The sequence below is a fragment of the Klebsiella sp. Q2 genome, assembly GCF_009900705.1.
Taxonomy (GTDB): domain Bacteria; phylum Pseudomonadota; class Gammaproteobacteria; order Enterobacterales; family Enterobacteriaceae; genus Klebsiella; species Klebsiella quasipneumoniae.
Genome location: NZ_JAAABE010000008.1, coordinates 25,160 through 42,394, shown reverse-complemented (window position 1 = coordinate 42,394; position 17,235 = coordinate 25,160). Strand labels below are relative to the sequence as shown.

Below are 17,235 nucleotides of genomic sequence, written 5' to 3'. Positions count from 1 at the left end.
ATTTTCCTCAAGAAGGGCCGCGACGCGGCCCGATACCATCACACGCGTTGCAGGCCAATCAGAATGGCGCTTTCCGGGTCGAGGATGGGCAGCGCCAGCCCCGCCTGCTGTAGCCACTCACCGCTCACCGTCTGCGGCGTCGTCATCCATGCCGGCAGCTTCCGCATGGTGTGGCCGCCCTCGCCGGTGATCTGAATGTTCGGATGATCGAGGAGCGTCACCTGATAGCGGGCGCTCGCCTCCAGCCCCGCCAGGCGCAGCGGCGCCATCAGGGTGTAGTCCGGCATCGCCAGCTGGCTGACGAGGAAAATCGCCTGCGCTTTATCCGGGCTGACGACGCCATGAGCAAGGGTGGTGGCGTCCGGCATATCCATCCGCCACTGCACGCCGTGATGGATCACGTCGCGCCACTGCTTATGCAGAGCCGCGTATTTCCTATACCCGGCGCGCTCTTCTTCATCGGCGCTCACTGGATCCAGCTCAAGCCCCATATGACCGAACAGCGCCGTCAGGCCGCGGAAGGCGATACTGTGCTGGCGGAAGGTGGCATGACAGTGGCGATTACCGATATGCGCGCCCATCACCTCCGGCGGGAAGAAGTAGCTCATGCCGCGCTGGATGGTGTTGCGCTCAAGGGCGTCATTGTTGTCAGAAGCCCAGAAGCGATGGCTGCGCTTGAGGACTTCATAATCGATACGACCGCCGCCGGAGGAGCAGGATTCAAATTCAATATGCGGGAAGCGGGCCACCAGCGTATCCAGCAGGCGGTAGAACTGGCGAGTCTGCGCATCGGCGGCGGCTTTGCCGTTATGGCCCGGCTGCACCAGCTCGCGGTTCATATCCCATTTCACGTAGTCCACCGCATGTTCGCCCAGCAGCCAGCTCATCCGCTCCAGCAGATAATCAAAGGCTTCCGGAATATTCAGGTTCAGGACAAACTGATGACGCCCGGGAAGCGGCGTATAGCCCGGAAGCGCCAGCACCCAATCAGGGTGTGCCCGATACAGATCGGAATCCGGGTTAATCATCTCAGGCTCCACCCAGATACCGAACTCCATCCCCAGCGATTTCACGTGGTTGATAACCGGCGTCAGGCCGTGGGGGTATTTTTTCTCATCGAGATACCAGTCGCCGAGCGCCGCCCAGTCGTCGTTGCGTCCTTTAAACCAGCCGTCGTCAATGATAAAACGCTCCACGCCCAGGGCCGCCGCTTCATCCGCCATGCGCATGATGTAGTCCGGATCGTGGTCGAAATAGATCCCCTCCCAGGTGTTGAGATGCACCGGGCGCGGCTTGTTGCCCGGGAAGCGAATAATCCGTTCGCGCAGATAACGATGGAACTGCTGGCTCATGCCGTTCAGCCCGTTCGCCGAGTAGCTGGCATACAGGTAAGGCGTCCACAAGGTTTCCCCTTCTGCCAGCGCCATTTCGCCCGGCAGATAGAGCGCCTCGGCCTGCAGATAGCGGCGGCCATCGGTTTTCACCTCCGCCCGCAGGCGATGATTACCGCTCCAGGCCAGATGCACGCCCCAGACTTCACCCTGCATCTCGCTAAAGGCGTGGCTGCCGGTGATCAGGGCCGGGAAATGTTCGTGAGAGGTGCGCCCGCGGCGGTTCTCCAGCACAAAGCTGTCGTGCTCCAGGGTCAGGCGGTGAGGCTGAAACTCGCGGATCCAGCGGCCATGGAAAGCCATTACCTCACGAGCGCGTTCGGCGACCGGCAGCGTGACCGCCAGGCGATCCACCTGCCATGGGCTGACGCGCAGATTGGTCACGCCATGGCGCACGCTCAACACACCGCTGGCATCCAATGCGATCTCGCTGTACAAACGCAGGCCGGCATGCGGGTCTTCGCTGACCAGGGTTAGCGTCTGGCCCTCGTGCCGCACTTTGCTGGTGGCGAAAATCGGCGAGGCATCCAGCCCCTGGCGATGGCCTTCAATGCCCGGCGCGCCAAACAGACCATGGCCCAGTTCCGCCATTAAAGTGACCGGGGAATCGACATCGAGGCGGCCATTGGCGACCGGTCGCGTCAGGCTGTCGGCATCCTGCGGCGAAAAGTGGCTTAAATGCGGCCCCCAGTAGATAATTTCGGCGAAAGGGCGGGCTTTGATCACCACGTCAACCGTTGCGCTTTGCAGGCGTATAATCGAATCTGACATTAGACATCTCCATATCAAGGAATGTCTTACTGTTGATCCGAAACGTTTCGGACGCCAACCAAAACGTTTCGGATCCGTGATCGAGTTCAGGAAATTAATCTGTGGAGAGAATTATCAGGCGGTTTCGCCGGGAATGAATTCGGGCTGCCAGAGCACCTGAAGCGAGGTCAGATCTTCGCCGGCAATTAAGCGGCGGACCATCGTGGCTATCTGGCGGCCCACCCCCTGTCGGGTGGATTGAACCACCGCGCCCACCGGGGTGTCGATGATGCTATCCTGCGGCAAACCGTCGTAGACCACCAGTGAGACGCGATCGGCGCCGGTAAGACGTCCGAGCTGAGCCAGGGCCATCGCCGCGCCGTCGCCATGGGTATTGCAGTCGGTGACAATCGCCGTTGGCGGTTCAGGCAAGCGCAGCAGCTCCATCGTTGTCTGAAACCCGCCGCGGCGGGTGGGCGGCACGCTGCGCAGCCAGGTTTCCGCCAGGCCCGCTTCGCGCAGCGCTTCCAGGTAACCGTTGCGGCGTTGGGTAATAAACGCCTGATTATTATTTTCGCTCAGCAGCGCGATGCGCCGGTGCCCCTGGCTAATCAGATGACGGGTGGCGCGATACGTGCCCGCCTGGTTATCGAAATCAAACCAGGCGTAGGGCTGCGGCAGGCGGCTACGGCCCAGCGCGAGAAAAGGAAAGCCGGAAGAGAGCAGCTGAATCAGGCGCGGGTCGTCGTCCAGGGTATGCGCGACGATCAGCGCATCGACGCGACGGCTCTGCACCATGCGCATATAGCCGTGTTTATCGGCCTGTTCATCATCGGCGATCAGCAGTAAATCAATCTCATAGCGCGCCAGCTCGTGGCTGATTTCTCCCACCATTTCGAGAAAGACGTTGTTATTCAGCGGCGCGGGGCGCACGGGGAAAACGAGGCCAACGGCGTCGATTTTGCCCATTTTCAGGCGACGCGCGAACGTGTTTGGCCGATATCCGCGACGCTGCGCTTCAGCCTCCACGCGAGCACGGGTCTCCTGCGACACATCATCATAGCCGTTTAACGCGCGGCTGACGGTCGTTACCGAGATCCCAAGTTCTTTAGCAATGGCTTTCAGCGACATAGGTATGCCTGTCTTCGCGGAAGAATGCGGCTAGTGTCCCGCAATACGGCTATGGCGTCCAGCGAGAGCGCGACACCCGCCGGTGCGATGTCAGTTTTGCTCAGCGATCAGCAGGGCCTGCGTATCCGGCTCCAGGGCCTGAAACACATGCTCCTGATCCGCCGGATAGCAGATATAGTCGCCCTCACCGAGCTCTTCCGGCGCCGACGTCAGCCCTACCCGCGCCCGCCCCTGGGTCACGATAATATGTTCCACCGAGCCTGGCGGATGCGGATGCGAAATGCGGTCGGCGCCGGGCTGGGTGAGCAGCAAATAGATGTCCCGACGCGCGCCGGGTGGACAGGCGGCCAGCAAAATAGCCTGATAGTTCGCCTGCTCCGCCACCACTTTTGTCCCCTCGCCGCGGCGGATCACCTGAGTTTTGTTCACCTGCGGCTCAAGCAGCCTGGCAAATGGAATATCCAGCGCTACGCAGAGCGACCACAGCGTTTCGAGACTCGGATTACCGTTGCCGGACTCCAGTTGCGATAGCGTGGATTTTGCGATACCCGCCCGACGCGCGACTTCCGCCAGCGAAAGCCCGGTCCGCGCCCGCTCCCGCACCAGACTTTTGGCGATAACGCTGATTGGCTGTGTCATACCCGCCCCTTGTTTTTTATATCGAACGATTTGTTCGTCTTGAAAAACGACCATTATGTGTTCATTATAATGGAAATTCGTTCGATATGGCTAAGTGATATGAAACAAACTCTCTCCAGTCTCAGCGGAGACACGATAAAAGCGATTGTTTTAGTTTGCCTCGCCGTCGGGGTGGTAGGCATGTCCTATGGGTCGCTGGCGGTGGCTTACGGCTTCCCCTTATGGGTGCCGCTCGTACTTTCGGTGTCCGTGCTGGCGGGCGCCTCTGAATTTATGTTTATCGGTATTGTCGCCAGCGGCGGTAGCCCGCTGGCCGCCGCCGCCGCCGGCCTGTTAGTCAACGCGCGCCATATCCCTTTCGGGGTGACCGTGCGCGAACTGGTTGGTCGGCGCGCCTTAAGCTTTATCGGGTGCCACATTATGAACGACGAGAGCGTGGTCTTTGGCTTGTCGCAGCCCACCCCCGCGCAGCGCAAAGCGGCCTACTGGCTGTGCGGCGCCGGCGTAGCGCTGATCTGGCCTTTGGGTACGCTCACCGGCGCCGCCGTCGGCAAACTGCTGCCGGCGCCGGAAACCATCGGGCTTGACGCGGTCTTCCCGGCAATCCTGCTGGCGCTGGTGATCCCGGCCTTTAAAAACCGTACCACGCTGATCCGCGCCGTCAGCGGCGCCGCGCTGGCGCTTGCTGCCGTGCCGTTTGCGCCTACCGGGCTGCCGGTGCTGCTCTCGTTGTTTGGTTTACTGTCGAGGAAAAAATAATGGGCAATATGACGCTGTTTATCGCCGGTATCGCCATCCTGTCGCTGGGAACCTATCTGATGCGTCTTGGCGGCGCGAAGCTTGGTAATCGGCTGGCATTTTCCGAGCGCTCGCAGGCGCTGCTTTCCGATGCGGCGACGGTGCTGCTTTTTTCCGTCGCCCTGGCCACCACTTTCTATGAAGGCGCGCATTTCGCCGGCATGGCGCGCGTTCTGGGCGTGGCTGTCGCTGTATTTCTCGCCTGGCGCAAGGTGCCGCTGATCGGCGTGATTATCGCCGCGGCGGTGGTGACGGCGCTGCTGCGGCTGGCGGGTATGTCCTAGGACGGGTAGGCGTAATTCGCCAAACCGGTGCGTTGTCCGCTAATTGTGCCTTCAAGCCAGTGAATAACCGCCGTTATCTCCAGCGGGCGCTGCTGGTCTATCGTCAGAAGGGGTCCTAAAGACATGGGCTGCGCACGCCCGGCCAGCTGGGCCAGCTCCGGCAGATACTCTTCGCCGGGGTGGCCCGGCGGCCGCGTCGCCAGCCGCGAGGCATAGCGCGCGACCGCCAGCTCGGGGGAGATATGGTTCCAGATCTCAATCACCTGCTCCACGCCCGCCTGCCGCAGCAATTTTTGCAAGGTCTCCCGGGGCTGAAAGCCGAACCAGGCGTCGATCAACCAAACCATGCTGGCAGGCGACGCGCCGACAATCGACCAGATCACCTCATACGCCGCACAGCCCAGCTGGCGATTCATTGGCCGGTCGACCGGGGCCAGACGCGCCATAAACGGCTCTTTGATGCCGTCGATCGTCAATACCGGCAGGCTGAAGGTCTCCGCCAGCAAACGGGTGATGGTACTCTTCCCCGAGGCCGGAATGCCGTTGATTAAAATAGCCGTTTTGCAGACTGGGGTCAGATGTCTGTTCATAGTAATGCGACAACCTCCTCCCGGCTGCGGGCCATCCGCAGTTTGGCCATCGTGTCATTGTTATCCAGCAGCGCGACGATGGAGCGGATCCCCTCCTCGATATGCGCATTGCTGTCCCGGGCGCCAAACATAATGACAATGTCGGCTTTTTCACTGTCCGCAAAAGGAATCGGCTTTTCCAGCAGCACCAGGCTAAAGCAGTTGCGTCTGACGCCGCACTCGGGTCGGGCATGGGGGATAGCAATACCTTCATCGAAGACGTAATAGGCGCCATGGTTCAGGGTATTGTCGATCACCGCCTGGCTATATTCCGTCGAAATAAAGCCTTTTGCCTCCAGCGGGCGGGCAGCCAGCTTTATTACCCGCTGCCAGTCGGACTCCACAACGCCAACCTGAATGGCATCGGCCTCAATAAGCAGTTCTTTTATGGTCATTCTGTATTCCTAAATATTGCGGCGAATAATATTGCGTAAATTATCAATCTGCAGAAACAGCGTATCGATATCCTGCCGGTGGGCGGTGCTTTTGGCATATATCGATAGCGCCCGGTTGTAAGTCAGCATCAATGTTTTTTGCACCTCGCTATTGCCAGGCTGGCGCTGTAGTTCGCCCTCCAGCCTGGCAATTTCCTCCGCCAACTGACGGGACTGTTGATCATAATCCTGCAGCGGGGTTTGTTCTTTTTTCCACAACGTTTTCAATGATTCAAACATAGCAAGTTCCCTCCCTGGCGGAAGACAGGGCAATGAAATAGAGAGTAAAGGAGAAAACGTTATTTAAATAACGCCATTTTTTCCATTAAGACATCAGTGACCGCCTGGTTGGCGGGAATTAAGAATTTCCGTACGCTGTCATTCACCTTCCCTTTCTCAAACGTCGTTTTACAGCGGTCAACCCACTGCACGTTCATTTCCGTCCCGACGTTCACTTTATTAATCCCTTCGGTGACGGCCAGCCGCATATCCTCATCGCTTACGCCGGTACCGCCATGCAGCACCAGCGGCACGCCGGTCGCCGCGCTAATCTGTTTCAGCCGTTGGTGCTGTATCTGCGCTTTACCGGTGTAGAGGCCATGCACGGTGCCTACCGAAACGGCCAGCATATCGACCTGGGTCTCTTCCACAAAGCGTTTCGCGTCTTCGACGGTGGTAAAACAGATATCTTCCGCCGCCACCGCTTTTCCATCCTCAGACCCGCCGATCGCCCCCAGTTCGCCTTCTACCGTAATATTGCGCGGGCGGGCCATCTCCACCACAATCCGCGTATTACCGATATTTTCCTCAAGGCTTAAATGTGAGCCGTCGTACATCACCGACGAAAAGCCCGCGTTCATTGCCGTCTCGATGGCCTTAATATCTGAGCAGTGGTCAAGATGCAGACAGGCTGGAATATTTTCACTGTCCGCTAATGAACGCACGGCGTCGACCAGCAAACGATAGCCGAGGTACTCCGCGGTCCCGGTTGAAATTTGGATCATTAACGGGCTGTGGCTGTTTTGCGCGGCTTTGAAAAACGCCGGCAGCATCTCAATACAGTGCAAGTTAAACGAGCCAATCGCTTTAAAATTTCTCGCTTGGGCAATTTTTAAAATCTCATTGAAATTATACAGACTCATGAACATTTTCCCCTTTCGGCTTAGCGGATTTCCCGTTGACAAACCATGCCAGTGCGGCGACAAACACAATAAATAAGGCGACAAAGAGCCAGTTATTCTGGAAGGCGTGGCCTAATACCAGACCCGAGCTGATGACGTCAGAGTCGCTGAAGGTGACGCCCGTAAAGCCATAGCTCTCCAGCATGGGCACCAGAATGGCCGGCAGAAACGTGATAAACAGACCGTGAATAACCCCGCCGATCATCGCCCCGCGGCGTCCGCCCAGCGCGTTGCCAAAAACCCCTGCCGTGCCGCCGGCGAAAAAGTTGGTTAACAGCCCGGGGAGGATCATCGCCAGACCGAACATCGGGAAAACCAGCATGCCGATAATCGAGCCGACGGTCGTCGCCAGAAATCCGACAATCACCGCATTCGGCGCATAAGGAAACAGTACCGGGCAATCAAGAGCCGGCTTCGCATCCGGGACAATACGCATCGCAATACCGCGAAAGGCCGGCACCAGCTCATTGAGCAATAAACGCACGCCGCTATAGAGGACAAAGACCCCGGCGACAAACTGAATGGACTGCATAAAGGCATACATCAGGTAGTTAATCCCGCCGGAGAACTGCGCGATGTACTGGGGGCCCGCCGCGATAGCCGGGATGAGATACATCGGCACCATCACCACCGCCATGGCCAGATAGGTATCCTGCAGAAACTTAAAGTTATCAGGCAGCTCGAGATCTTCCGTGGAGCGGGAGCCTTTGCCGACGACCTTTGCGACGGCGGCCTGCACCAGATAACCGATGGTACAGAAGTGCCCCAGGGCCACGTCGTCAGATCCGGTAATGCGCCTGACCACCGGCTGCGCCAGGGCCGGCATTAACACCGCCATCACGCCGCCGAAGATGCCCCCGGTTAAAATCAGCGGTACGCCAGTGAGCCCGGACTTATAGCCAATCACGGCGCCGATCGTCGCCATCCACAGCAGCGCCTGGCCGGTCAGGAAAATATATTTAAGCGGCGTCAGACGGGCGATAATAATATTGACGGCAAAGATCACCAGCAGCGTCAGCGCCACTTCCGAACCTAATTCCCGATTCGCTAACCCGGCGATGGCGGCCACATCGGTAATATAGCCTTTCATGCCAAATCCCTGGGTGAAGATATCGTTCAGAAAGGTTAGCGTGGCGACAATGATGTTGATCCCGGCCATCATAATTAAGAAGCCAAGCAGCGTTTTAAACGTCCCTTCCGCGGTTTTGCCCGGCGATTTCTTTTGCAGGATCAGGCCAAGCATGGCAATAAAAGCAATAAGAATGGATGCCTGGCCAAGTAAATCCTTAACGATAAACGCAACGAAGCTATTCATAATCAGCCACCTTCAGATGACGTTCTTTTAAGAATGCGACGATCTTGGTTTCAATTTCCTCTTTATCCGTAAGCTTATTGAGCACCACGACGCGTTTAATTTCCTCTTCAGTAGCATCGGCGGTTAAGATGTCGGCAAAGGTTTTTTGCGTCAAAATCATATCCGATTTAAAGGCTCCGGCTTCGGATACGGTGGTGTGTTCAATATGAGCGGGAATTTCCAGCTTTTTTAAAACTGCCTTCGCCGTCATTTCAATGGCAAAGCTTGAACCGAGGCCGCAGCCACATACGCATAAAATTTTCAGCATGGAGGGTCTCCTCAAATAATATTGAGTTGCTTGGCAAGTTTATAATGATGTCCTTCAGTATCGACCAGACGTTTTTTCATACTGACTAAATCAATCGGAATAGGTTTGTTACTGGAATTAATTATTATGGCTTTATTTTTCATACCTGACTGAATACAGCGAACCACTTCACTGGCCATAATGGTGCCCTGATAAATCTCTTCACAGGTCGGGTCACCGCTGCGTAGGCCATAACCGACAATCGTTTTACGGATTCGGACGCCGATTTGCGGTTCCAGCTGTTTGATCATGGTATCAATGGCTCCCTGAAAGCCGGGAGAGTATTCTTTGGTGTAGCCTTCTGAGCAGAGGATAACGACGCTGTTCTGCGTGCTCAGCTTCCGGGTAATCCGCTCCGCAAGCATGGCCAGCGGCATCTGCGCCTCCGGGATCAGGGCAATATCCGCATTGCATTTAATGGCGGACTGTAACGTTAATTCTCCACAATAACCTCCTAATATCTCAACCATAAAAACCCGCCCCGGCAGCGCTCTTCCGGTATTTCTTAAACGGGAGACTTCTTTAATAATCTGCTCGCAGGCCGTGGAAAAACCAATCGTATAATCACTGCCATACACGTCATTATCGATAGTCATTCCCACGCCAAAGCAATTAATATCAAATTCACTTAGGGTATTGAGAAACTGCAGGCTGCCGTCCCCCCCGGCCATAATAAGCACGTCAATACGCAGCGATTTCAGTTTTTTAGCAATCATTTCATATTCGCTGCGCTGTAGTTTGCGACTGGTTCGTCCGGAGGTAATGATCGGCACCGCGGTAATGGAGAAATCAACCAGATCGCGCCACGCGATATCCTGATGATTTTTCTCCAGCAGGCCAGGAATACCGCCATTAAACAGCGTGATATCGGCATCAGCCTGCCTGGCAATCTGGAATATAAAATTATTCATTCCCGAAACATCCCCGCCGCTAATAACGATGCCAATTTTCATGACGCCTCCTCGCTCATTTGCCTGACGACATTTTTCCCTGACTGCAAGACTTCTATTTGCAATGGAGATCACATAATGCGTATTAAATTACGTACATGAATAGTTGACAGTCGCAACGGCGGGTTTATTTTTGTGACAAAGATCACACATGCGAAGCGTGTTCTTCATCGCTTTTCCTTTTTAATATCTTTATATTTCATAGCGTTAAAATATCGAGATATTCAACAATGAAGATGTTTCATTGGCGGTAATAATGGGGAGTTAAGAAAAGAACGGAAACGTGAGTACTGCCACATTTTTTTCGCGGCGGTGGGGAATAGTGACTGTTTTTTGCCGAAATGGAAACAAAAAAAGCGCCCTGAGGCGCTCTTTCGACAGTAGCGTTACGCTTATTTGTTCAGTTCCGCAGTCATATGCACGCGGTTGCCGGTAAACGCTTCGGTAATTTTGTAAGACGAAGCGCCTGCTGCCTGGGCCTGTGCGGCGATTTTCGCTTCCGCGCCGTCCATCGTTGCAGCGGTAGCGGTGACGGTTTCAGCGGCGAAGGAAGCAAAAGAGGCGGCCATAGCGATTACTGCGACAAAAGTTTTGATGCTTTTCATGATATAAACCCTTTCATTTAGTTGTTTAGATAAGGCGTTGTGCCTTGATGTGTTAAATAGTAGCCCGCACATCACCAAACAAAAAGCGGAAGGATTTGCTGTCATTATTCAAATTTACTGATTAACTTTTAACCCGCGATCAAACGCTGCGGGTGGGTGTAGATCGTCGCCCTGCCCGGCTTGCAAAAGCCCACCAGCGTCAGGTTGCAGCGCTCGGCGACCTCCACCGCTAAGGTGGTGGCTGCTGATACCGCGAACAGGATCTCGACCCCGCACATCGCGGCTTTCTGCACCATTTCATAGCTGGCGCGGCTGGAGACCAGCGCGGCGCCCTGCTGCCAGCCCTCGCCGATTTCCGCCCGCCGGCCCAGCAGTTTATCCAGCGCCACATGCCGGCCGACGTCTTCAAAACCGCCCGCCAGTTCGCCCGTCGACCGGACCCAGGCGGCCGCGTGGGTACAGCCGGTGAGTCGGCCGACCGGTTGAAAGTCGTTAAGATGCGCCAGGGCCTGGTCGAGATTGGCGATATCGAACGTCTGAGTGAACGGCAGCGGTTGAACCGGCTTACCAATATCATTGAGCTGCTCGACGCCGCAGACCCCGCAGCCGGTGCGCCCGGCCAGCGCGCGACGCCGGGCTTTGAGCCCCATAAAACGCCGGCTGGAGAGTTCAATCTGCACCTCAAGGCCGTTGCATACCGACACCACGTCCATGCCGAAAATCTCCCGCCGATGCTCAATAATCCCTTCGGATAAGGAGAAGCCGACGGCGAACGGCTCCAGGTCTTTCGGCGTGGCCATCATCACCACGTGGGAGATACCGTTGTAGACCAGCGCGACCGGTACCTCTTCCGCTAACTCATCTGGCTGAGGATGTTGCAGATCCTCGCGCTTCCAGAGGGAGACCTGGCGATATCCTGTGACATTCGTCACATTTTCGATTTGTTCGAGAGGCTTCTTATTCACTTTGCTTTAACCGTATTGGAACAGGCATACACACAATGTGGTATTCTGTTTTTATCCCTTCAGGAATGAGGGAAATATGCCCTAATTCTGAACCTTTGCGGCTCTCACCGCAAAGCAAATAACTACATGTGACAATGTCGAAACAAGGAGCGAACCATGCAGGTCAGCAGAAGGCAGTTCTTTAAGATCTGCGCTGGCGGTATGGCGGGAACCACGGCAGCAGCGCTGGGCTTTGCCCCGGCGACTGCGCTCGCGGAGACACGGCAGTACAAATTGCTGCGCACGCGCGAAACCCGTAACACCTGCACATACTGTTCTGTCGGCTGTGGGCTGTTGATGTATAGCCTCGGCGACGGCGCGAAAAACGCCAAAGCATCCATTTTCCATATCGAAGGCGATCCGGATCATCCGGTCAACCGTGGTGCGCTCTGTCCGAAAGGGGCTGGTCTGGTGGACTTTATCCATTCTGAAAGCCGCCTGAAATTCCCGGAATATCGCGCGCCAGGCTCCGATAAATGGCAGCAAATCAGCTGGGACGAAGCGTTCGATCGCATCGCCAAGCTGATGAAAGAGGACCGCGACGCCAACTTTATCGCGCAAAACGACGCTGGCACCACCGTCAACCGCTGGTTGACCACCGGGATGCTGTGCGCCTCCGCCTCCAGTAACGAAACCGGCTATTTAACGCAAAAATTCACCCGCGCCCTCGGGATGCTGGCGGTGGATAACCAGGCGCGTGTCTGACACGGACCAACGGTAGCAAGTCTTGCTCCAACATTTGGTCGCGGTGCGATGACCAACCACTGGGTGGATATTAAGAACGCCAACCTGATCGTGGTGATGGGCGGTAACGCCGCTGAAGCGCATCCGGTGGGATTCCGCTGGGCGATGGAAGCCAAAATCCATAACGGTGCCAAACTCATCGTTATCGATCCGCGCTTCACGCGTACAGCGTCGGTGGCTGATTTCTATACCCCGATTCGTTCCGGTACCGACATTACCTTCCTGTCGGGCGTGATCCTGTATCTGCTGAATAACGAAAAATTCAACCGCGAATACACCGAAGCCTACACCAACGCCAGCCTGATCGTGCGTGAGGACTACAGCTTCGACGACGGGCTGTTCAGCGGCTATAACGCAGAAAAACGCCAGTACGACAAAACCAGCTGGAACTATGAGCTGGACGAAAACGGCTTCGCCAAACGCGATACTACGCTGCAGCATCCGCGCTGCGTCTGGAACCTGCTGAAGCAGCACGTTTCCCGTTATACCCCGGATGTGGTCGAAAACATCTGTGGTACGCCGAAGGCCGACTTCCTCAAAGTCTGTGAATACATTGCTGAAACCAGCGCGCCGGATAAGACCGCATCGTTCCTGTACGCTCTCGGCTGGACCCAGCACTCCATCGGCGCGCAGAACATCCGCACCATGGCGATGATCCAGCTGCTGCTGGGCAACATGGGGATGGCGGGCGGCGGCGTCAACGCCCTGCGCGGCCACTCCAATATCCAGGGTCTGACCGACCTCGGCCTGCTCTCCACCAGCCTGCCAGGCTACATGTCGCTGCCGAACGAAAAACAGGCCGACCTGCAGACCTACCTGACGGCTAACACGCCGAAGCCGCTGCTGAAAGACCAGGTCAACTACTGGGGCAACTATCCGAAGTTCTTCGTCTCCATGATGAAAGCCTTCTTCGGCGATAAAGCGACCGCAGAAAACAGCTGGGGCTTTGACTGGCTGCCGAAATGGGATAAGAGCTACGACGTTCTGCAGTACTTCGAGATGATGAATCAGGGAAAAGTGAATGGCTATATTTGCCAGGGCTTTAACCCGGTCGCCTCGTTCCCGAACAAAAACAAGGTCGTCGCTTCCCTGTCGAAGCTGAAGTTCCTCGTGACCATCGACCCGCTCAATACCGAAACGTCCACCTTCTGGCAAAACCACGGTGAGTCGAACGATGTTGACCCGTCGAAAATCCAGACCGAAGTGTTCCGTCTGCCGTCCACCTGCTTCGCCGAAGAGAATGGGTCTATCGTCAACTCCGGCCGCTGGCTGCAGTGGCACTGGAAAGGCGCGGACGCCCCGGGGATCGCTGTCACCGATGGTGAAATCCTCGCCGGTATCTTTACGCGCCTGCGTAAGATGTATGCCGAAGAGGGTGGCCCGGCGCCAGAGCCAGTTCTCAACATGACGTGGAACTACTCCACGCCACACGAGCCGGCGTCAGAAGAAGTGGCGATGGAGAGCAACGGTAAAGCGCTGGCGGATATTACCGACCCGGCAACCGGCGCGGTGATCGTCAAGAAAGGCCAGCAGCTGAGCTCCTTCGCACAGCTACGCGACGACGGCACGACTTCCAGCGGCTGCTGGATCTTCGCCGGAAGCTGGACGCCGGAAGGTAACCAGATGGCGCGCCGGGATAACGCCGATCCGTCAGGCCTCGGCAATACGCTGGGCTGGGCATGGGCATGGCCGCTCAACCGCCGCATCCTGTATAACCGCGCCTCCGCGGACCCGCAGGGTAAACCGTGGGATCCGAAGCGTCAGTTGCTGAAGTGGGATGGCGCGAAATGGGGCGGCGTGGATATTCCGGACTACAGCGCCGCTGCGCCTGGCAGCGACGTCGGTCCGTTTATCATGCAGCCGGAAGGGATGGGCCGTCTGTTCGCTATCGATAAGATGGCGGAAGGACCGTTCCCGGAACACTACGAGCCGTTTGAAACGCCGCTCGGGACTAACCCGCTGCACCCGAACGTGGTCTCTAACCCGGCCGCTCGCGTCTTCAAAGGCGATCTCGAGCAGATGGGCAAAGCGGAGAAATTCCCGTACGTCGGCACCACTTATCGCCTGACTGAGCACTTCCACTACTGGACCAAGCACGCGCTGCTTAACGCCATCGCGCAGCCGGAGCAGTTTGTGGAGATCGGTGAAAAACTGGCGAATAAACTCGGCATCAGCCATGGCGATACCGTCAAGGTCTCCTCCAACCGCGGCTACATTAAGGCCAAGGCGGTGGTGACCAAACGTATTCGCACGCTAAAAGTTGACGGTAAGGATATCGATACCATCGGCATTCCTATTCACTGGGGCTATGAGGGAGTGGCGAAAAAAGGCTTTATTGCCAATACCCTGACGCCGTTCGTCGGTGATGCGAATACGCAGACGCCGGAGTTCAAAGCTTTCCTCGTGAACGTGGAAAAGGTGTAACGGAGACGACTTATGGCTTATCAATCGCAAGATATTATTCGTCGTTCCGCGACTAACGGTTTCACCCCCGCGCCTCAGGCGCGGGACCACCAGCAGGAGGTGGCGAAGCTTATCGACGTCACCACCTGTATCGGCTGCAAAGCCTGTCAGGTGGCCTGCTCCGAATGGAACGATATTCGTGATGAAGTCGGTCACAACGTTGGGGTGTATGACAACCCGGCGGACCTGACCGCCAAGTCATGGACGGTGATGCGCTTCTCGGAAGTGGAGCAAAACGACAAGCTTGAATGGCTCATCCGCAAAGATGGCTGCATGCATTGCGCCGATCCGGGCTGCCTGAAGGCCTGCCCATCAGAAGGCGCGATCATTCAGTACGCCAACGGCATCGTCGATTTCCAGTCCGAGCAGTGCATCGGCTGCGGTTACTGTATCGCCGGCTGTCCGTTCGATGTGCCGCGTCTGAACCCGGAAGACAACCGCGTCTACAAATGTACCCTGTGCGTAGACCGCGTCACCGTCGGCCAGGAACCGGCCTGCGTGAAAACCTGCCCGACCGGCGCCATCCACTTTGGCTCCAAAGAGGATATGAAAACGCTGGCCGGCGAGCGCGTAGCTGAACTGAAAACCCGCGGTTACGACAATGCGGGCCTGTACGATCCGGCCGGCGTCGGCGGTACCCACGTCATGTACGTGCTGCACCATGCCGATAAGCCGAATCTGTACCACGGCCTGCCGGAAAACCCGGAGATCAGCCAGACCGTCAAGTTCTGGAAAGGCATCTGGAAACCGCTGGCGGCCGTCGGCTTCGCCGCGACCTTCGCAGCCAGTATCTTCCACTACGTCGGCGTCGGTCCGAACCGCGCGGAAGAGGAAGAGGACAACCTGCATGAAGAGAAAGACGAGGTGCGCAAATGAAAAGACGTGACACCATCGTGCGCTACACGGCGCCGGAACGCATCAACCACTGGGTCACCGCCTTCTGCTTCATCCTGGCGGCGGTAAGCGGGTTAGGCTTTTTCTTCCCGTCCTTTAACTGGCTGATGCATATCCTCGGCACGCCGCAGCTGGCGCGAATTCTCCACCCGTTCGTCGGGGTGGTGATGTTCGCGTCGTTCATCATCATGTTTTTCCGTTACTGGCACCACAACCTAATCAATCGGGATGATATCTTTTGGGCGAAGAATATTCGTAAGATCGTCGTCAACGAGGAGGTGGGCGATACCGGGCGCTATAACTTCGGCCAGAAATGCGTATTCTGGGCGGCGATTATCTTCCTGGTACTGCTGCTGGTGAGCGGTGTGATCATCTGGCGTCCGTATTTTGCGCCGGCTTTCTCAATCCCGGTGATCCGATTTGCGCTGATGCTGCATTCATTTGCCGCAGTGGCGTTAATTGTGGTTATCATGGTGCATATCTACGCCGCCCTCTGGGTGAAAGGCACCATTACCGCGATGGTGGAAGGCTGGGTCACCAGTACGTGGGCGAAGAAACATCACCCGCGCTGGTACCGAGAGGTCCGCCAGAAACAGGAAAAGTCATCTGAATGAGTATTCGCATAATCCCGCAAGACGAGCTGGGTTCGAGCGAGAAACGCACGGCGGAAGCAATTCCGCCGCTACTGTTCCCCAGGCTGAAAAATCTGTATAACCGCCGCGCTGAACGTTTGCGCGAGCTGGCCGCCAATAACCCGCTGGGCGATTACCTGCGCTTTGCCGCGCTGATCGCCCATGCCCAGGAAGTGGTGCTGTACGACCATCCGCTGCAGATGGATCTCACCGCCCGTATTAAAGCGGCCAGCGAACAGGGCAAGCCGCCGCTGGATATCCACGTCCTGCCGCGCGACAAACACTGGCACAAGCTGCTGCACTCGCTGATTGCCGAGCTGAAGCCGGAGATGAGCGGCCCAGCGCTGGCGGTCATTGAAAATCTGGAAAAAGCCTCTGAGCAGGAGCTGGAGCAGATGGCCAGCGCGCTGTTTGCTTCCGACTTCGCCTCGGTCAGCAGCGATAAAGCGCCGTTCATCTGGGCCGCGCTGTCGCTCTACTGGGCGCAGATGGCCAGCCTGATTCCGGGGAAAGCGCGCGCTGAATACGGCGAACAGCGCCAGTTCTGCCCGGTGTGCGGCTCGATGCCGGTCTCCAGCATCGTGCAGATCGGCACCACCCAGGGGCTACGCTATCTGCACTGCAATCTGTGCGAAACCGAGTGGCACGTGGTACGCGTCAAATGTAGCAACTGCGAACAGAGCCGCGATCTGCACTACTGGTCGCTGGACAACGAGCAGGCTGCGGTGAAAGCCGAAAGCTGTGGCGACTGCGGAACTTACCTGAAGATTATGTATCAGGAGAAGGATCCGAAAGTCGAAGCCGTCGCCGACGATTTGGCATCCCTGGTGCTTGACGCCCGCATGGAGCAGGAAGGCTTCGCCAGAAGCTCAATTAACCCGTTCATGTTCCCCGGCGAAGGGGAATAAGTTCTGCGCTCCTATAACGGGCGACTCAGGTCGCTCGTTATCATTCATACGGTGTGAACACGCCGGAAATGCTCTCCTTAGCCCGTTTCTGCTTCTCCAGATATTGTTCAACTTTTAGGGTGCTGTTCAGAAGGACA

18 protein-coding genes are annotated in these 17,235 nt (G+C 56.7%); 6 read left to right on the top strand and 12 right to left on the bottom strand.

Features of this window, described 5'->3' with window-relative positions:
- Window positions 1-38 precede the first annotated feature (38 nt).
- From GT756_RS23975 to GT756_RS23965, 3 genes are all read right to left on the bottom strand, one after another.
- On the bottom strand, window positions 39-2,162 hold the full coding sequence (locus GT756_RS23975; protein ID WP_004203653.1) for an alpha-galactosidase: 2,124 nt from the start codon (window positions 2,160-2,162) through the stop codon (window positions 39-41).
- A gap of 114 nt (window positions 2,163-2,276) precedes the next feature.
- Entirely contained in the window at window positions 2,277-3,272 is a 996-nt protein-coding gene (locus GT756_RS23970) for a substrate-binding domain-containing protein (protein ID WP_032455457.1), read from the bottom strand.
- A 90-nt stretch (window positions 3,273-3,362) separates the two neighbouring features.
- Complete coding sequence (locus tag GT756_RS23965; protein WP_002882865.1) at window positions 3,363-3,911, bottom strand: helix-turn-helix domain-containing protein; 549 nt, start codon at window positions 3,909-3,911, stop codon at window positions 3,363-3,365.
- A 99-nt stretch (window positions 3,912-4,010) separates the two neighbouring features.
- Between GT756_RS23965 and GT756_RS23960 the strand changes: the two genes are divergently transcribed.
- Together GT756_RS23960 and GT756_RS23955 are read left to right on the top strand one after the other, a co-directional pair.
- Window positions 4,011-4,670, top strand: coding sequence for an AzlC family ABC transporter permease (locus GT756_RS23960; protein ID WP_032431168.1), 660 nt, complete (start codon window positions 4,011-4,013; stop codon window positions 4,668-4,670).
- Window positions 4,670-4,993, top strand: a complete 324-nt coding sequence (locus GT756_RS23955; protein WP_004203647.1) for an AzlD domain-containing protein — start codon at window positions 4,670-4,672, stop codon at window positions 4,991-4,993. Before GT756_RS23960 ends, GT756_RS23955 begins: the two co-directional genes overlap by 1 nt.
- Here the strand turns inward: GT756_RS23955 and GT756_RS23950 are convergent.
- From GT756_RS23950 to fdhD, 9 genes are all read right to left on the bottom strand, one after another.
- On the bottom strand, window positions 4,990-5,583 hold the full coding sequence (locus tag GT756_RS23950; RefSeq protein WP_004203646.1) for a hypothetical protein: 594 nt from the start codon (window positions 5,581-5,583) through the stop codon (window positions 4,990-4,992). The two genes, GT756_RS23955 and GT756_RS23950, sit on opposite strands and share 4 nt — an antisense overlap.
- Window positions 5,580-6,017, bottom strand: coding sequence for a PTS sugar transporter subunit IIA (locus GT756_RS23945; protein ID WP_004203645.1), 438 nt, complete (start codon window positions 6,015-6,017; stop codon window positions 5,580-5,582). Before GT756_RS23945 ends, GT756_RS23950 begins: the two co-directional genes overlap by 4 nt.
- Window positions 6,018-6,026: 9 nt before the next feature.
- The gene (locus tag GT756_RS23940; RefSeq protein ID WP_004203644.1) at window positions 6,027-6,296 is read right to left on the bottom strand and encodes a hypothetical protein; all 270 of its coding nucleotides are present in this window, start codon (window positions 6,294-6,296) and stop codon (window positions 6,027-6,029) included.
- A gap of 59 nt (window positions 6,297-6,355) precedes the next feature.
- Window positions 6,356-7,198 (bottom strand): class II fructose-bisphosphate aldolase, encoded by an 843-nt coding sequence (locus GT756_RS23935; RefSeq protein ID WP_025999201.1) that lies wholly within the window; start codon window positions 7,196-7,198, stop codon window positions 6,356-6,358.
- Complete coding sequence (locus tag GT756_RS23930) at window positions 7,185-8,552, bottom strand: PTS sugar transporter subunit IIC (protein ID WP_004203642.1); 1,368 nt, start codon at window positions 8,550-8,552, stop codon at window positions 7,185-7,187. Before GT756_RS23930 ends, GT756_RS23935 begins: the two co-directional genes overlap by 14 nt.
- Window positions 8,545-8,859 carry a PTS sugar transporter subunit IIB gene (locus GT756_RS23925; RefSeq protein WP_004203640.1) on the bottom strand — a complete coding sequence of 105 codons (315 nt, stop codon included), beginning with the start codon at window positions 8,857-8,859 and terminating at the stop codon, window positions 8,545-8,547. Before GT756_RS23925 ends, GT756_RS23930 begins: the two co-directional genes overlap by 8 nt.
- Window positions 8,860-8,870: 11 nt before the next feature.
- Window positions 8,871-9,851 (bottom strand): 6-phosphofructokinase, encoded by a 981-nt coding sequence (locus GT756_RS23920; RefSeq protein WP_004203638.1) that lies wholly within the window; start codon window positions 9,849-9,851, stop codon window positions 8,871-8,873.
- Between the two features lie 389 nt (window positions 9,852-10,240).
- Window positions 10,241-10,453 carry a YdgH/BhsA/McbA-like domain containing protein gene (locus GT756_RS23915; RefSeq protein ID WP_004203637.1) on the bottom strand — a complete coding sequence of 71 codons (213 nt, stop codon included), beginning with the start codon at window positions 10,451-10,453 and terminating at the stop codon, window positions 10,241-10,243.
- A 128-nt stretch (window positions 10,454-10,581) separates the two neighbouring features.
- Complete coding sequence (fdhD, locus tag GT756_RS23910; protein WP_049093257.1) at window positions 10,582-11,418, bottom strand: formate dehydrogenase accessory sulfurtransferase FdhD; 837 nt, start codon at window positions 11,416-11,418, stop codon at window positions 10,582-10,584.
- A 156-nt stretch (window positions 11,419-11,574) separates the two neighbouring features.
- On the opposite strand from fdhD, the gene fdnG reads away from it, so the two are divergent.
- From fdnG to fdhE, 4 genes are read left to right on the top strand one after another with little or no spacing between them, the layout of a single operon-like run.
- On the top strand, window positions 11,575-14,625 hold the full coding sequence (gene fdnG / locus GT756_RS23905; protein ID WP_085956538.1) for a formate dehydrogenase-N subunit alpha: 3,051 nt from the start codon (window positions 11,575-11,577) through the stop codon (window positions 14,623-14,625).
- 12 nt (window positions 14,626-14,637) lie between these two features.
- Complete coding sequence (gene fdxH, locus GT756_RS23900; RefSeq protein WP_002882822.1) at window positions 14,638-15,540, top strand: formate dehydrogenase subunit beta; 903 nt, start codon at window positions 14,638-14,640, stop codon at window positions 15,538-15,540.
- Complete coding sequence (gene fdoI, locus GT756_RS23895) at window positions 15,537-16,172, top strand: formate dehydrogenase cytochrome b556 subunit (protein WP_004203632.1); 636 nt, start codon at window positions 15,537-15,539, stop codon at window positions 16,170-16,172. The genes fdxH and fdoI overlap by 4 nt, the downstream gene beginning before the upstream one ends.
- Window positions 16,169-17,098, top strand: a complete 930-nt coding sequence (fdhE, locus tag GT756_RS23890; protein ID WP_004203631.1) for a formate dehydrogenase accessory protein FdhE — start codon at window positions 16,169-16,171, stop codon at window positions 17,096-17,098. The genes fdoI and fdhE overlap by 4 nt, the downstream gene beginning before the upstream one ends.
- The last annotated feature ends 137 nt before the right edge of the window (window positions 17,099-17,235 follow it).

What these genes read in the sequence shown, in the direction of transcription:
- GT756_RS23975 (WP_004203653.1), bottom strand. Translation starts at nt 2,162, where the DNA reads ATGTCAGATTCGATTATACGCCTGCAAAGCGCAACGGTTGACGTGGTG.
- GT756_RS23970 (WP_032455457.1), bottom strand. Translation starts at nt 3,272, where the DNA reads ATGTCGCTGAAAGCCATTGCTAAAGAACTTGGGATCTCGGTAACGACC.
- GT756_RS23965 (WP_002882865.1), bottom strand. Translation starts at nt 3,911, where the DNA reads ATGACACAGCCAATCAGCGTTATCGCCAAAAGTCTGGTGCGGGAGCGG.
- GT756_RS23960 (WP_032431168.1), top strand. Translation starts at nt 4,011, where the DNA reads ATGAAACAAACTCTCTCCAGTCTCAGCGGAGACACGATAAAAGCGATT.
- GT756_RS23955 (WP_004203647.1), top strand. Translation starts at nt 4,670, where the DNA reads ATGGGCAATATGACGCTGTTTATCGCCGGTATCGCCATCCTGTCGCTG.
- GT756_RS23950 (WP_004203646.1), bottom strand. Translation starts at nt 5,583, where the DNA reads ATGAACAGACATCTGACCCCAGTCTGCAAAACGGCTATTTTAATCAAC.
- GT756_RS23945 (WP_004203645.1), bottom strand. Translation starts at nt 6,017, where the DNA reads ATGACCATAAAAGAACTGCTTATTGAGGCCGATGCCATTCAGGTTGGC.
- GT756_RS23940 (WP_004203644.1), bottom strand. Translation starts at nt 6,296, where the DNA reads ATGTTTGAATCATTGAAAACGTTGTGGAAAAAAGAACAAACCCCGCTG.
- GT756_RS23935 (WP_025999201.1), bottom strand. Translation starts at nt 7,198, where the DNA reads ATGAGTCTGTATAATTTCAATGAGATTTTAAAAATTGCCCAAGCGAGA.
- GT756_RS23930 (WP_004203642.1), bottom strand. Translation starts at nt 8,552, where the DNA reads ATGAATAGCTTCGTTGCGTTTATCGTTAAGGATTTACTTGGCCAGGCA.
- GT756_RS23925 (WP_004203640.1), bottom strand. Translation starts at nt 8,859, where the DNA reads ATGCTGAAAATTTTATGCGTATGTGGCTGCGGCCTCGGTTCAAGCTTT.
- GT756_RS23920 (WP_004203638.1), bottom strand. Translation starts at nt 9,851, where the DNA reads ATGAAAATTGGCATCGTTATTAGCGGCGGGGATGTTTCGGGAATGAAT.
- GT756_RS23915 (WP_004203637.1), bottom strand. Translation starts at nt 10,453, where the DNA reads ATGAAAAGCATCAAAACTTTTGTCGCAGTAATCGCTATGGCCGCCTCT.
- fdxH (WP_002882822.1), top strand. Translation starts at nt 14,638, where the DNA reads ATGGCTTATCAATCGCAAGATATTATTCGTCGTTCCGCGACTAACGGT.
- fdoI (WP_004203632.1), top strand. Translation starts at nt 15,537, where the DNA reads ATGAAAAGACGTGACACCATCGTGCGCTACACGGCGCCGGAACGCATC.
- fdhE (WP_004203631.1), top strand. Translation starts at nt 16,169, where the DNA reads ATGAGTATTCGCATAATCCCGCAAGACGAGCTGGGTTCGAGCGAGAAA.